13 protein-coding genes and 1 tRNA gene are annotated in these 13,417 nt (G+C 46.9%); 2 read left to right on the top strand and 12 right to left on the bottom strand.

Annotated elements, in window-relative coordinates; all coding sequences use genetic code 11:
* Positions 1 to 16 precede the first annotated feature (16 nt).
* On the bottom strand, positions 17 to 514 hold the full coding sequence (locus tag WMO75_RS03455) for a type II toxin-antitoxin system HicB family antitoxin (protein ID WP_022214015.1): 498 nt from the start codon (positions 512 to 514) through the stop codon (positions 17 to 19).
* Between the two features lie 167 nt (positions 515 to 681).
* Between WMO75_RS03455 and WMO75_RS03450 the strand changes: the two genes are divergently transcribed.
* Entirely contained in the window at positions 682 to 918 is a 237-nt protein-coding gene (locus WMO75_RS03450; RefSeq protein WP_022214014.1) for a helix-turn-helix domain-containing protein, read from the top strand.
* Positions 919 to 1,057: 139 nt separating this feature from the next.
* On the opposite strand, the gene WMO75_RS03445 is transcribed toward WMO75_RS03450, so the two are convergent.
* The 7 genes from WMO75_RS03445 to WMO75_RS03415 all read right to left on the bottom strand — a co-directional run bounded on the left by WMO75_RS03445 (position 1,058) and on the right by WMO75_RS03415 (position 7,778).
* A complete protein-coding gene (locus WMO75_RS03445) occupies positions 1,058 to 2,407 on the bottom strand; it encodes an MATE family efflux transporter (RefSeq protein ID WP_302700692.1) in 1,350 nt (449 codons plus the stop codon).
* Between the two features lie 58 nt (positions 2,408 to 2,465).
* Positions 2,466 to 2,594: a response regulator gene (locus WMO75_RS03440; protein WP_264466946.1), complete on the bottom strand. Its 129-nt coding sequence runs from the start codon at positions 2,592 to 2,594 to the stop codon at positions 2,466 to 2,468.
* 123 nt (positions 2,595 to 2,717) lie between these two features.
* Positions 2,718 to 2,791: transfer RNA gene (locus tag WMO75_RS03435), tRNA-Pro, on the bottom strand.
* Positions 2,792 to 3,120: 329 nt separating this feature from the next.
* Entirely contained in the window at positions 3,121 to 4,446 is a 1,326-nt protein-coding gene (locus tag WMO75_RS03430) for an amino acid ABC transporter ATP-binding/permease protein (protein WP_349077630.1), read from the bottom strand.
* A gap of 357 nt (positions 4,447 to 4,803) precedes the next feature.
* Positions 4,804 to 5,631: a PD-(D/E)XK nuclease family transposase gene (locus WMO75_RS03425; protein ID WP_349077628.1), complete on the bottom strand. Its 828-nt coding sequence runs from the start codon at positions 5,629 to 5,631 to the stop codon at positions 4,804 to 4,806.
* A gap of 701 nt (positions 5,632 to 6,332) precedes the next feature.
* The gene (locus WMO75_RS03420; protein WP_291580255.1) at positions 6,333 to 7,148 is read right to left on the bottom strand and encodes a hypothetical protein; all 816 of its coding nucleotides are present in this window, start codon (positions 7,146 to 7,148) and stop codon (positions 6,333 to 6,335) included.
* A 51-nt stretch (positions 7,149 to 7,199) separates the two neighbouring features.
* Positions 7,200 to 7,778 (bottom strand): iron dependent repressor, metal binding and dimerization domain protein, encoded by a 579-nt coding sequence (locus WMO75_RS03415; protein WP_349077626.1) that lies wholly within the window; start codon positions 7,776 to 7,778, stop codon positions 7,200 to 7,202.
* A gap of 202 nt (positions 7,779 to 7,980) precedes the next feature.
* On the opposite strand from WMO75_RS03415, the gene pduB reads away from it, so the two are divergent.
* Entirely contained in the window at positions 7,981 to 8,697 is a 717-nt protein-coding gene (gene pduB / locus WMO75_RS03410; protein ID WP_298090019.1) for a microcompartment protein PduB, read from the top strand.
* Between the two features lie 89 nt (positions 8,698 to 8,786).
* Here pduB and WMO75_RS03405 read toward each other — a convergent pair whose 3' ends face one another.
* The 4 genes from WMO75_RS03405 to WMO75_RS03390 all read right to left on the bottom strand — a co-directional run bounded on the left by WMO75_RS03405 (position 8,787) and on the right by WMO75_RS03390 (position 13,205).
* Positions 8,787 to 10,163 carry a PcsB-like coiled-coil domain-containing protein gene (locus WMO75_RS03405; RefSeq protein ID WP_296054090.1) on the bottom strand — a complete coding sequence of 459 codons (1,377 nt, stop codon included), beginning with the start codon at positions 10,161 to 10,163 and terminating at the stop codon, positions 8,787 to 8,789.
* Between the two features lie 273 nt (positions 10,164 to 10,436).
* Entirely contained in the window at positions 10,437 to 10,733 is a 297-nt protein-coding gene (gene spoVG, locus WMO75_RS03400; RefSeq protein ID WP_022214006.1) for a septation regulator SpoVG, read from the bottom strand.
* A 76-nt stretch (positions 10,734 to 10,809) separates the two neighbouring features.
* Positions 10,810 to 11,931, bottom strand: a complete 1,122-nt coding sequence (glgD, locus tag WMO75_RS03395) for a glucose-1-phosphate adenylyltransferase subunit GlgD (protein ID WP_022214005.1) — start codon at positions 11,929 to 11,931, stop codon at positions 10,810 to 10,812.
* Positions 11,928 to 13,205 (bottom strand): glucose-1-phosphate adenylyltransferase, encoded by a 1,278-nt coding sequence (locus WMO75_RS03390; protein WP_022214004.1) that lies wholly within the window; start codon positions 13,203 to 13,205, stop codon positions 11,928 to 11,930. The genes glgD and WMO75_RS03390 overlap by 4 nt, the downstream gene beginning before the upstream one ends.
* Positions 13,206 to 13,417: the final 212 nt, after the last annotated feature.

The raw sequence follows: 13,417 nt of genomic DNA, 5'->3' as shown, positions 1-13,417 counted from the left end.
CATTTCAAAATAGACCTTACAGTTTCTCGCATCCACCCATGATCCATCGCTCGCGCCACTGCTCATATCCCGCGCGGACCCATTTCTCCAGAGATTCCTTCATATTCTCACGAAGCATCTCCTTATCTTTCCCATATCCGATGCAGCCCGGCAGCTCCGGATAAAAACCGACATAACCTCTGCATGGATCTTTTTTTGTTTCATAAGCATCCTCCCACAGATTTTCCGCCATCATTTCCAGCGTTATTTCTCCCAGTTCCACCATCTCATACAATCCGTCCAGAACTCTCTGATACAATCCATCTGCTTCATCTTCTGCTCTGTCTCTGTGCCGATCCAGTTCTCCGCTCAGTTCCCCCTTCTGGCTCCACACATCACAAATCTGCCGAAACTCTTTCTCCCAGATCCCATATTTTTTTCTCATCAGATTCAGATAATACACCGCATCCGCATAACAAAGTTTCCCGCTCTCGATCATTGCACATATCTGTGACAATTCATTTTCTATCCCCATATTTACTCCTTCTTTTCCTGCGGATCAGACGTGTTGTTTTTTATGTTATGTCTTTTCCGTTTCAGGACAAATGTTTCCCTATTACGAAACATTATAAAAGAATTCGTCTATATCATCAATGCATAAGAGCTTTCTTTATTGCGAAATTTATTTATGAGGAAGACGATATGCAGAAAATACGACCGGACCTGGACATCGGCGGGAATATTCAGCAGATGCGTTATCAGAACAAGCTCACACAGGATCAGGTGATCGCCCGTCTGAATCTCATGGGAATCCCGATCTCCAAAAGCACTTACGCAAAGCTGGAAACAAACCGTATGAACATCAAAGTCAGTGAACTGCTCGCACTCTCACAGATTTTGCACTGCGATGTCGGGGAATTTTTCAAAAATCTCATATGATCCGTTTTTTCACTTTCTCATAAGTTTTCTTTTCATGTAGTCCATTTCGTACTTTTTATTTTCCCACTCAGACCCACCATAGAATCCCCGGAAACACTACCGACAATTTCTCAATACACAAACAAAAAAACACCGCCAGTCATTTCTGACCAGCGGCATTTCTCATTCTATATCCATTTTTTACTTTCCGATAGAAAATAATCGTCAATACAGTTGCTGCGATCCACCCGAACGGCCACGCCATCCAGATTCCCGTACTTCCAAATCTGGGCGAAAGCATCAGTGCAAATCCGATTCGAAGAATCAGGTCCGGAATCGTCGCGATGACAAAGTAGATCATTGCCCCGGAACCACGGATGATCCCATCTGTCATAAGTTTCACCACGATCATGAAATACCACGGCGAGACGATCCGAAGAAACATCACACCCGCATGGATCGCCGCTGAGCTTTCTGCATTCAGGAAAAGTCCCATCATCTGCTGGCCGAGTCCGAAATAAAGGACTACAAACGGAAGTGCTGTCAGCTCCGAAAGTTTCAGCCCTGTCCGAAATCCCATCGGAATCCTCTCCTGTTTTCCTGCGCCAATGTTCTGTGCCGTATAACTCGAAAGGCAGGAACCAAGCGTCATAAAAATATTGATCGCAAATGTATTCAGTTTGATCGCCCCGGAATATCCTGCAACGACTGCTGACCCATATCTGTTTACGATATCCTGGACAAAAAGGTTACCCACGCTCAAAACACTCTGCTGCAGAATACTCGGCACCGCAATTGCAAGGATCTGTACAAAAAGTTTCCTGTCAAACAGCGGCACTCTTTCCGTTCCTGCAAACTTCTGCAGTCTCGCCAGCAATGTAACAAGCGCCAGCACCGCCGAAATCCCCTGTGCAATAAATGTCGCCCATGCAACACCGGCTACGCCCCAGTGAAGTTTCGCCACAAACAGAAGATCCAGGACAATATTTCCTGCCGATGATCCAAGCAGAAACCACAGCGGCGTCCTGGAATCACCAAGTGCAGTAAAAATCCCCGTACAGACATTGTACAGCATTAGAAAGATCAGTCCAAACACATAAATCTTAAGATATAGCACACCGTCCTGCATGATATTCTGTGGCGTGTGGATCCATTCCATCATATTGCGGCAGAAAAAATATCCATACACTGTCAGAATCACAGCTAGACTCAGTGATGAGGCAAAAGCCGTCGTAACAGCACGCTTCACGCCTTTGCGGTCACCCGCTCCAAACAGTCTTGATACGATCACAGATGCCCCAAGGTTCATTCCCACAGCAAATGCCATAAAAATAACAGTGATCGGGTAAGACGCCCCAACCGCAGCCAGCGCATCCTCTCCCGCAAATCTTCCCGCGATCATACTGTCCGCAATATTGTATATCTGTTGAAAAGCCACACTGAACATCATCGGAAGCAAAAAACGCCATAACGTTTTATCCGGATGTTCCTTTGTCAGGTCTGTAACCATTTTTTCCTCTTTTCTTCACAAAAGGGACGATCGCTCGTCCCTCATGATTTCTGTAAAATTATAACTGATGTGTACTTCCGTTCAAAGTATCCGTAATCTCCTTGATGCTGACAGGTTTCGGGATATATCCGTTCATTCCCGCATCGCGGCAGTTTTTGCGGTCGCTTGCAAAGGTATTGGCTGTCATCGCAAAGATCGGGATATTGTTGTCATCGCAAATTTCGACATAAAGATTTGAGAGAGAATTTCTTGTTTTTCTATGACAACGTAAAAAGGAACTCCTTAAAATAAGGAATTCCTTCATCGTTAGTCGAAGTGACAGGATTTGAACCTGCGACCTCTGCGTCCCGAACGCAGCGCTCTACCAAACTGAGCCACACTTCGTTATTTCGTTGTTTAAATTTGTTATGTCGTTCAACGCAAGACATATTATATTATAGGGTATCGGAATTGTCAACAGATTTTTTGAAAAAATTTAAAAAAATTTTTTGTTGGGATATAAGTGATTGTATCGTGTGTTTTGTTTGTATTATTCGAACTACAAGAAACATGCTTTGAGAGTTTCGCAAATTATCGCGGCAGTCGTCAAGATCTCCTATAAAATGAGGCATTTTGCCCGTTACTTCCTCTAATAATATATCCCCGCCTGCGGGGTGAGGCTCCGCGGGGCGGGAATAGCTGCAATTCAGAATAGTTACCCGGATTTATGTCTTTTAGGAAATCCTTCCTTCTTTCATCTCAAATACCACATCTGCCACATTCATAGTGGATTTCCTGTGTGATACAAGAACCACCGTCTTCTCTTCTGCGGATTCTCTGAGGGATTTGAGTATGATGCCTTCGTTCAGGGAATCAAGGTTTGAGGTCGGTTCGTCCATGAGAAGGAACGGACTGCCGTGAAGGAAAGCGCGGGCGATGCCAATTCGCTGTTTTTCGCCACCAGAGAGGGTGTCTCCGAGTTCGCCTACTTCTGTGTCGTAGCCTTTGGGAAGGTGCATGATGAAGTCGTGGATGGACGCTTTGCGGGCGGCTTCCATGATCTCCTCGCGCGTCGCGCCCGGCTTGCCGATTGCGATGTTGTTGGCTATGGAATCATGGAACAGGTGGGTCTCCTGTGTCACGTAGCTTTCCATGTCGCGGAGATGCTTTGTAGGAATCTTTCGCACGTCTTCGCCGTCTACGTGGAGCGCGCCGGAATTCACATCCCAGAAACGCATCAACAGCTTGAGAAGTGTGAATTTACCAGAACCGCTCGTCCCGTGGATCCCTAGGATCTTTCCTGCCGGAATATCCAGTGAGTAATCGTCCAGAATCACTTCATTATCATATGCAAACGTCACATGCTCCGCATCTGCGCCAGAAAATGTCCATCCTGCAGCACCATTACCAACATCCTGCTTCGCAGACACTCCCACTCCATCAGATGCACTGGCAGCATCCCGTTTTAAACCATCCACTACCAAAGCAGACTTCCTCTGCCCTGCACCACTCTGCACATCAGCAGTCACATTCCTGCACGCCTGTGCACCAGGCATCCACTCGCCCTCAACTTCCTCTACCTGCGGTTTCTCCTCAAGGATCGACAGCACTCTCTCCCCGCTTACAAGCGTCTGGTTGAGGTTATTGGAAAGGCTTGACAGTGCCACAACCGGGCCGAAGGAGCCCATCATGGCGATCGTGCAGGTCAGCACTCCGTCATATCCGATACTGCCCTGTCCATACAGATTCAGCGTCAAAAACAGCATTCCGAAAGACGCGATCAGGATCACCAGATTCGTCACTGATCTCTGGCTTCCTTCCATCTCGCTCAACTTCTTCTGCATCCCCGCCAGTCCGTCAGACCTCTTCTGCATCTCATCCGCACGTTTCGCGCCCTGCTGGTACTGGATCGTCTCGTCCAGACCACGCAGAGAATCCAGCACAAAACTGTTCAGTTTGCCAAATTCCGTACGGAATTTCATACCGCTGCCGCCGCCTCTTCTGCCGTTCCAGAACGGGATCACAACGCCCACAACCAGATATGCCGCCAGTGCAAACACCCCTGCTGCCGGGTGATCGCCAGCAGTTTAAACGCAATAAAATGATTGCAGTACTGTTCCACATAATGCAGCACGCCACGCAAGCGTATAAATCGATGACGCAAACTTTACATATCGGGCATAATAGGCATCGAGAAATAGAATAAGTACATAAATCGATGCAACCTTGCTATTTCGGTATCATCGACCTGGGTGGGGGCCGGGATGGTTACTTTACGCTAACTCATCTTCTATGAAGCTAACACATGTGGTTAGTTAAAGTCAACTTATATTACCACCTGGCAACCTGCTGCTGACTTTCTACGCTCTCTTCATTACTGCCCGACAGCCTCCAGCCAGCTTTCTACATTTTCTTCCTCACCGCCCGGCAGCCTCCAACCAACTCTCTACGGTGGCTTCTTTTTCGCTGATGACTTCGGCGATTTCTTTTATTGACATTCCCCTCTGAAAAAGAGCTTTTGCCGTTTTTCTGCGTTCGTTTATTTCGCACTCCTGACGCATTTCTTTCATCAATTCTTCTAATGCTTCGCACATACTACCCGTCTCTCCTTCTGTCTCTTTTAATTCTGATACTCGTTTTGACAAGATTTCACTATACATTTCATCTGCGTTCTTGCAATGCAGATCATGCATTAATCGTCCCAGGTCTGTGTCCTCGTTCTGAATTGAGGAGTTTACATATATGATATGTGCGCCATCTCCAAACATATCTCCCGTTTCTTCGATGACCCGATCTGCATGATAAATCGGCAGACCTTTTCCTGGTACGTCATCTCGTGTGATAAAGATCACGTAACTCTCCGGCAGCTCCTCATAATCCTGACCCGGATTTAATGTGTTCATATCCAGCAGGCCGCTGTGATAGCGTGCTCTTTTCGGCGATGCGCCTTCTGATTCCTGCTGGATTTCTACATTATATCTCTTATCTTTATCGTCCTTTGCCACGCAGTCAAGAATTGCTGATCTGCCCTGTAGATTCTTGTAATCCTTCTGGACAATGTGATCCACAACCTGCAGGTCCTTCATTTCCATTATGATACGCAGAATATATTCTGCACATTCGCGTTTCTTCAGTACATTTCGCATGAAGATATCATTCATGATCGTAAGTTCTTTTATTACGTCTTTGTATCTTATGTAGTGCTGTTCCAGTTCATTATCTGGAGCTATACCAGTGGTTCCCATTTCGATAACGTCCTCCATTCGTAATGATAAAATAATTTTGCAGTGTGTTTTATGTATTTTTTTATCAGCTTGAAATGTATTTTTTTAGAGTATTATCGGAATGTATTTTTAATTTTGGGTTTTTGTTTCAGAAAATTTTTGTCCTCTGTGCAGATGAAGTTTTTTCTGTATCAACTCCTTGTTTATAGTACTTTATGTTCTTAATTTTAACAGGAATTATATTTCTGGTCAACGAAACTTTTTATAAAGTTAGGTAAATATTTGTTTCTACTTTTTTTATTTTTTGCCTTTTGTCCGGGGGATTTTTTGCCTGAGTGGCGTAAGAAGACCGTCAAGGGACGTCGCCCGTCCTCTGACAACCCCTGGGCTGGGTGTTGGACGGAAATTTTGTCGTGTGGGGTGCCCTTTGAAAAATTCTCCTGGTGTTTCAGGTCGGGAGATTTTCGTATGAATGGGATTCTGGGTTGCGCTGTGGCTCCCTGAGTCTTGGGTTTTGTATGGGGTAGGGTGTCCTGTGGACACGCAGATTGTTGATTGGGACTGGGGATGGTTTGTATAGATCTGATTTCTATTGGTATCCGAATCCACAAAATTCCCATAAAAAAATGGCCCAAACCACAATCAAGTAGATTCAAGCCAACAAAAAAATCTTAATAAATAACTCTCAGCCAACTCACCACCTCCAAACAAGCACTCTCCCCTCACATCCAGAAGGTTAGCAACGCCGTGCTCTCCGGCATATGCGCCTTCCCCGCAGTACAAGTCACCGTGATCATGATCATTCCCTTAATATTCCCATGACTGCTCCGCGTAAACCGACACGCGCTCAGCGGGATTCTCACCTTATTCGCGCGAAGGTCAACTTCGCACAACTGCCCATGATTCTCATACTTAAGGGACGAAAGCCACCCCGTCATATCCTTGCCATCGATCCGGGAAATGCCATGTACCGGACAGATCGTAAGTTCGAGCCAGCTTCCCCGGCTATTATTACGGATCACCGCAATATGCTCAAACCCCTGATGTGCCATGGAAAGACGCGGGCCGCCGGTACGGTTCACCTGATGAAGCGCTATCCCCACCTCATAATTGCCCCTTTCAAGGACTTTTTCCAGGAAATTCGGCGTAGAAGATTCCTGCGAGATCGTAGTGTCTTTTTTTACCTGCGTATCACTTCTGGTGATAGACAGAAGAAGTTCATAATCGACATTTTCTATCAGCTGGCGAAGCGATTCCTGCCGGGATTCTTCGCTCACTCCCAGACGGGTCAGATAAGACTGCGTAACCTGCAGAATGCGCTCATACATCCTGAGCGCACGAGTGCCAGCCTCAGTAAAAGTATACTGTTCCGTCAGATACCCATAATTTACGCATTCCTTAAAAAAACGACTTACCGGACCGTGGCTCACACCACAGATATCGGCAACAGTCCCCACACAGCCACGCTTTTTTTCAATTTTTTCCAGAGTCATCAGATAGTTAATCTGAAGCAGTGAAGGATGAAGTAGATCTTTCATAGTTTTTGTCCTTTTTTGTATATTCCTTTCCAGTGAAAAAACAAGCCTGTCTCACCATATATGAACATCCAGTTCCCTGCTGTTCCAGTCCACCGGTTCCTCGTCCTCATTCGCAAACGCGATCAGGGCATTTCCCTCGATGACAGGGTCCTGTCTCTGAATTGAAAATTCAAAAACATCAGAAGGAATGACAGGTTTCCCCTTATGCAGTTCCGCACGGATCCATTTTTGCTGATCTTTGTACCAGAGGCATCCCAGATCACTGTCTGGCTCCGGATTGATCTCAAGCTCAAACCAGCTTTTTTCTTCCTCGACATGAAGCCTGATATTCTGGGAAAAATCATGAAATTCCCGCGCGAACCTGCGGGAATACGTTTTTTCCATATAATAAATCCCCATCAAAAAAACATAGTCTCCAGGTGCATACCGATAACTCAGATCCGTATACCGCAAAACTCTCTCAAAAGTCTCTCCATAATTCACAAAATTGCAAACCTGCCGGACTGTCTCCTCGCTGACGATATGCTCCATACGGCAGGCATCTTCCCTAGCGGTTTCACTTCCCACACCGACAAACTGCAGAAACTGAGCAAAAGTCTCATGCCGATACCCACACTCCGCCCCCGTCAATAGCCCCGGCGCTTTTCGCGCCCAGCGAAACAGCCCTCCGCGTGGTCAGGAGGGGAGCGCGAGGGGAGAACGACCTTCGCAACTATGAGTGCCCTCCCCTCGCAAGGCTTTTCAAAGCCCTTGTCAGACTCAATAATATATCGTATATTATAACTAACACACAAAACTCGCCCGCCAGCGGCGGGCGAAAGGAGAACCCACTATGATAGATATACACAACATCAGCACCCACTGCACCCGCACCGAATTCGTCGGCACCACCGTCCTCGACACCATCGGCCTCGTCATCTCCGGCATAGATGACACCTTACTATCCACCATGAACATCAGCACCAAATACCACACCCTCGGTCTCTTCAGCTCCCGGACCGGAGCCGCCGGTCAGATCACCGCAATAGACGACGCAGTCAAAGCCACCAACACCGAAGTCCTCTCCATCGAATTTCCAAGAGACACCAAGGGCTGGGGCGGCCACGGCAACTACATCGTGATCGGCGGTAACGATGTTTCCGATGTACGCCACGCGATCGAACTCGCACTTGAACTCACGAAAAAAAATGCCGGAGAGCTGTACATCAGCGACTCCGGACATCTTGAATTTACATTTTCCGCCAGCGCAGGCGCAGCCCTGCAAAAAGCTTTCCACGCTGTACCGGGACAGGCTTTCGGCTTCATGGCAGGATCCCCTGCTGCGATCGGCCTCGTCATGGCTGACGCCGCAATGAAAGCTTCCGCCGTCAACATCGCCTGCTACATGACCCCAAGCATCGGCACCAGCCACTCCAATGAGGTCATCCTCGGTATCTCCGGCGATGCCAGTGCTGTCAAAGCCGCCGTCCTCGAAGCCCGCCAGGTCGGCCTCGAACTCCTCATCGGCATGGGCAGCTACCCCGAAATCCCCGGTACACCGTACCTGTAAATCAAAAAAGCCCGCGCCCCACACCACTCATCCAACCGACAAGTGGTCCTGGGGTACAGGCTTTTTATTATATTCATTAATAATTGAATTTAGTTAAGCTGGTAAACATCTGCATACTGCAGTCCGAAGCTCAGTGCCTCGCTGTGGCTGCTGCAGTAAATATCTACGTGTCCGTATGGAGTTCCAAGGTCTTCTACGGTGTAAACGTTGCCGTTGATGAGAAGCTTGGTTCCGAATGGTACGCCTGCCATGGCTACGGTACGTCCTGCTACCGGCATGGTTCCGCTGGCTGTTGCGTTTCCTGCTGTTCCGCAGCAGATCGCACAGTTACAGTAAGCAGTCAGCTTGAAGTTTCCAAGGTAAGTTCCCTGACTGGAGTCAGAAGAAGAACTGCTGTCGCTGGAAGATGTATCGCTGCTGTCAGAAGAACTGTCAGAGCTTGTATCCTCGCTGGAATCATCACTGGAAGTATCCTCTGTTTCACCTGTATACTGGCTGTCATCATCGATAGTTCCTGCATTATCATCCTCAGAATAATCATCGGAGCTGTCAGAAGAACTATCCTCTGTGTAGGAATCATCACTCTCATCATAGGACTCGTCCTCAGAGTAATCCTCGTCACTGGATGCATCCTCGCTGTAATCAGAAGAATCCTCCTCATTTGCAGCTTCTGCTGCCGCTGCCTCGGCTGCTGCCTGAGCCGCTGCTTCCTCAGCTGCACGCTCCTGCTCAGCCTGCTCCATCAGGACTGCGATATCATTGTCTGCGTTGTTGACCTCTGCCATCAGAGCATTCGCTTCTTCCTGACTTGCGCTGATCTGATTTACATAGGAGCTGATGTTATCGCTTGTTGTAGCAACAAGGTTCTGAACCTCCTGCTGCTTGGAGCCTTTCTCTGCGAGCATAGTATTGATGGAAGCGGATTCCTCCTCGATCTTCTGCTGCTGATCGGCGATATTCTGCTGTGTTGCCTCGTATTTCTCAAGCATGTTTCTGTCGTATTTGGACAGCTCGGAAATGTTGTTTGCCTGATTCAGGAGCTCGGAAAGACTTCCTGCTGAGATCAGTGCCTCAAACATGGTTGTGCCGCCGTGCTCATATATGTACTGGATACGGTCGGACATTGCTTCCTTCTGCTTGATGGCTGCCTTCTTCGCACTGGCGAGTGCAACCTTGACTTTGTTTAACTCGTCCTCTTTCTCAGCGGCCTGTGTGCTTAACTGGGAAATGCTCTCTGTCAGTTCATTATATTGTGAATTCAGTTCTGACAGGTAGGATTCGAGTTCCTGTTTCTTGCTCTCCAGGCCACTGATGTTTGCCTGTGCCTGGTCAAGTCCTGCCTGCGCTTCCTGCTTCTGAGCCTGTGCTGCGGCTATCTGATCTTCTGTAGAAGCGAATACGGTTGTTCCCATAGAAGCAGTCATTGCACATGTTATCAGCAGTGAAAGAACTTTCTTACTTTTCATATAAACACCTCATAACTTTTTTGTATCCTTAGTATAACACATTTTTTCATAAAATCAACACTTTTATTTAATTTTTGTAACATTCATGTAACATTTCAAATAAAAATCCCCGATTTTACCGCATATCCACTATACCTGTTACAAAAAAATTACACCGTAAAACCAGTCTGCCACTTTCTCCGCAGCACCACCCCAGGCAGATCTGTCATCAATTCTGCACAAAAAAACAGCCCGCCGGGATCTCTCCCAACAGGCTGGTGCAATTGGCATCTGTTATTCCGCCGCAGCTTCCTCCAGTTCCTCTCCATCTTCCGTATTCAGAAGTTCCTGATATTTCTCCAGGATCAGAGACTGGATATGGTCTCTTGTCTGCGAATTGATCGGATGTGCGATATCACGATATTCTCCGTCACTTGCCTTGCGGCTCGGCATTGCGATGAACAATCCCTTTTCTCCCTCGATCACCTTGATATCATGTACTACAAATTCATCATCTATTGTGATCGAAACGACCGCTTTCATCTTTCCTTCTTTTGCAATCTTTCTCACACGTACATCTGTAATATTCATTTGTTTGCTGCCCCTTTCATTTTTCATACGCACAGTTTGATTCTGTATTTATCTGCCACCATTACCAGCGACCTGATTATAATGCGTACCTTTCATTCTTTTCTACAATGATACGAACCTTGCCGTCCTCACCGGTGTAACAGGAATCTGCCCTGATCGTATCTCGGCTCTCAACGATGCAGTTCTCGATCCGGACATTATCGCCCAGATAAACATCATTGAGGATCACGGAATTCCTGATCACACAGTTGTTGCCTACGTAAACATCCTTGAACAGCACAGAATTCTCAACTGTACCATTGATGATGCATCCGCTTGCAACAAGACTGTTCTTTACGACTGCTCCCGGATTGTACTTCGCCGGTGGAAGGTCGTCGATCCTGGTCTTGATTGCCGGTTCCTGTTTGAAGAAATAGTTCCGGATCTCCGGCTGCAGGAATGCCATATTGGTCCGATAATATGCTTCCGCAGTGGAAATATTGCTCCAGTATGTATCTATCTTATAGCCGTAAATTCGTTTGAGGTTTTTGTAACGGATAAGGATATCGTTTACAAAATCATGTCTGCCTTCCTGGGCAGCGCGCTCCAGAAGCTCGATCAGCTGGCGGCGCCTGATGACATAAATGCCGGTAGAGATCGTATTGTAATTGGATACGATCGGTTTCTCTTCGAATTCTTCGATCCTGCAGTCATCATTCATGCGGACCACGCCAAAACGCTCTACTTCACTCTGGTCCTTACATGTCGTACATACAACAGTGATGTCTGCACGTTTCGAAATATGGAAATCCAGAACCTTGTTGTAATCCATCTTGTAGATACAGTCGCCGGATGCGATCACAACATACGGCTCATGGCTTTTCTTGAGGAAATCAATGTTCTGGTAAATGGCATCTGCTGTTCCCTGATACCACAGGCTGTTGTCCTTGGTGATCGTAGGGGTAAATACAAAAAGTCCTCCCTGCTTACGGCCGAAGTCCCACCATTTGGAGGAACTTAAGTGTTCGTTGAGGGATCTTGCGTTGTACTGGGTCAGTACGGCAACTTTCTGTACGTGTGAATTTGCCATATTGCTCAGTGCGAAATCTATACTGCGGTAACTTCCGGCTACCGGCATTGCTGCGATTGCTCTCTTGTCCGACAATTCCCGCATACGGCTGTTGTTGCCGCCTGCAAGGATAATCCCGATTGCCTTCATGACTGCTCACCATCCTTTGCTTTGATCACCTGTCCACTCTCAAGAATTCCGTTCGGATAATCCTCCGCTGCAGTAATTCCTGAAATTGCAGTGTTTCTTCCTATCTTAACATTGTCCGGTATGACGCTCTGCTCTCCGATCGTAGCAAGTCCGAACGCATAAACTGCAGGCTTGAGGACGTTCTTCGCCTCTTCTCCGCATCCAATGATAACGTTATCGCCAACGGTGACATCCTCTGCTATGATTGCCTTGTCCAGAACGGAGTTCTCTCCTATTACAGTGTTCCTCATAATGATGGAATCCTTCACAACCGTTCCCTTGCCGATCACGACATTCGGTCCGATGACGGAATGATAGACCTCACCGTAGATCTCCGTGCCCTCGCCGATCAGACAGCAGTCTGTCACTGCATCCGCTGCGATATACTGAGGCGGGATAATATCTCCCTTGGTATAGATCCGCCAGTATTCTTCATAAAGATTGAACTCCGGAACAATGTCGATCAGTTCCATATTGGCTTCCCAATAAGATCCCAGAGTTCCAACATCCTTCCAGTATCCACTGTATTCGTAGGCAAAAAGTCTCTGCCCTTTGTCCTTACAATAAGGAAGGATATGCTTGCCAAAGTCACAGTTGCTCTGTGCCTTAAGTGCGATCAGAGCCTCCTTCAGCACAGGCCAGCTAAATATGTAAATTCCCATAGAAGCCAGATTGCTGCTCGGCTTCTCCGGTTTCTCCTCGAATTCCTTCACACGTCCTGTCTCGTCAGTCACCATGATGCCGAAACGGCTTGCTTCCTCCATAGGGACAGGCATACATGCAATTGTGATATCCGCTTTGTTTGCCTTGTGGAAATTCAGCATGATCTCATAGTCCATCTTGTAGATGTGGTCGCCGGAAAGAATCAGCACATAATCCGGATTATACTGCTCCATGTAATCGAGATTCTGGAAAATCGCATTTGCTGTTCCGGTGTACCATTCGCTGTTGTCGCTCCTCTCATATGGAGGCAATACGGTCACACCGCCCTCATTCCTGTCCAGATCCCACGGGATTCCGATTCCGATATGTGTATTCAGACGCAATGGCTGATACTGCGTCAGAACGCCCACTGTGTCAATGCCTGAATTAATACAGTTACTCAGCGGAAAATCAATGATACGATATTTTCCCCCAAAGGCGACCGCTGGTTTCGCTACCTTAGCTGTCAATACTCCAAGTCTGCTGCCCTGACCGCCAGCCAGCAGCATGGCGATCATCTCTTTCTTAATCATGCACTCACCTCTTGTTTTGTTTGATTTTTTAATTATACCATACTCATCAAGATTAGTGAACATTATTTACAATTTTTTTGTGTAAACTTTGTGTTTTTTATATTTATTGCACACGTTTTTTGTGTTACGAAAAAACGTTGCATTATTTTTTATGTGAGTTCTGCACAATTTTTCGACATTTTATTGTATATTTTTTCATCCATCAAACTTAG

Origin of the sequence: Blautia intestinihominis, from assembly GCF_040096655.1 — a bacterium.
Lineage (GTDB): Bacteria > Bacillota > Clostridia > Lachnospirales > Lachnospiraceae > Blautia_A > Blautia_A intestinihominis.
This window is presented reverse-complemented; position numbering and strand designations above follow the sequence as displayed.

Coding starts and splice junctions, on each gene's coding strand:
- WMO75_RS03455 (WP_022214015.1), bottom strand. CDS start 514: ATGGGGATAGAAAATGAATTGTCACAGATATGTGCAATGATCGAGAGC.
- WMO75_RS03450 (WP_022214014.1), top strand. CDS start 682: ATGCAGAAAATACGACCGGACCTGGACATCGGCGGGAATATTCAGCAG.
- WMO75_RS03445 (WP_302700692.1), bottom strand. CDS start 2,407: ATGGTTACAGACCTGACAAAGGAACATCCGGATAAAACGTTATGGCGT.
- WMO75_RS03440 (WP_264466946.1), bottom strand. CDS start 2,594: ATGACAGCCAATACCTTTGCAAGCGACCGCAAAAACTGCCGCGATGCG.
- WMO75_RS03425 (WP_349077628.1), bottom strand. CDS start 5,631: ATGGGAACCACTGGTATAGCTCCAGATAATGAACTGGAACAGCACTAC.
- WMO75_RS03420 (WP_291580255.1), bottom strand. CDS start 7,148: ATGAAAGATCTACTTCATCCTTCACTGCTTCAGATTAACTATCTGATG.
- pduB (WP_298090019.1), top strand. CDS start 7,981: ATGATAGATATACACAACATCAGCACCCACTGCACCCGCACCGAATTC.
- WMO75_RS03405 (WP_296054090.1), bottom strand. CDS start 10,163: ATGAAAAGTAAGAAAGTTCTTTCACTGCTGATAACATGTGCAATGACT.
- spoVG (WP_022214006.1), bottom strand. CDS start 10,733: ATGAATATTACAGATGTACGTGTGAGAAAGATTGCAAAAGAAGGAAAG.
- glgD (WP_022214005.1), bottom strand. CDS start 11,931: ATGAAGGCAATCGGGATTATCCTTGCAGGCGGCAACAACAGCCGTATG.
- WMO75_RS03390 (WP_022214004.1), bottom strand. CDS start 13,205: ATGATTAAGAAAGAGATGATCGCCATGCTGCTGGCTGGCGGTCAGGGC.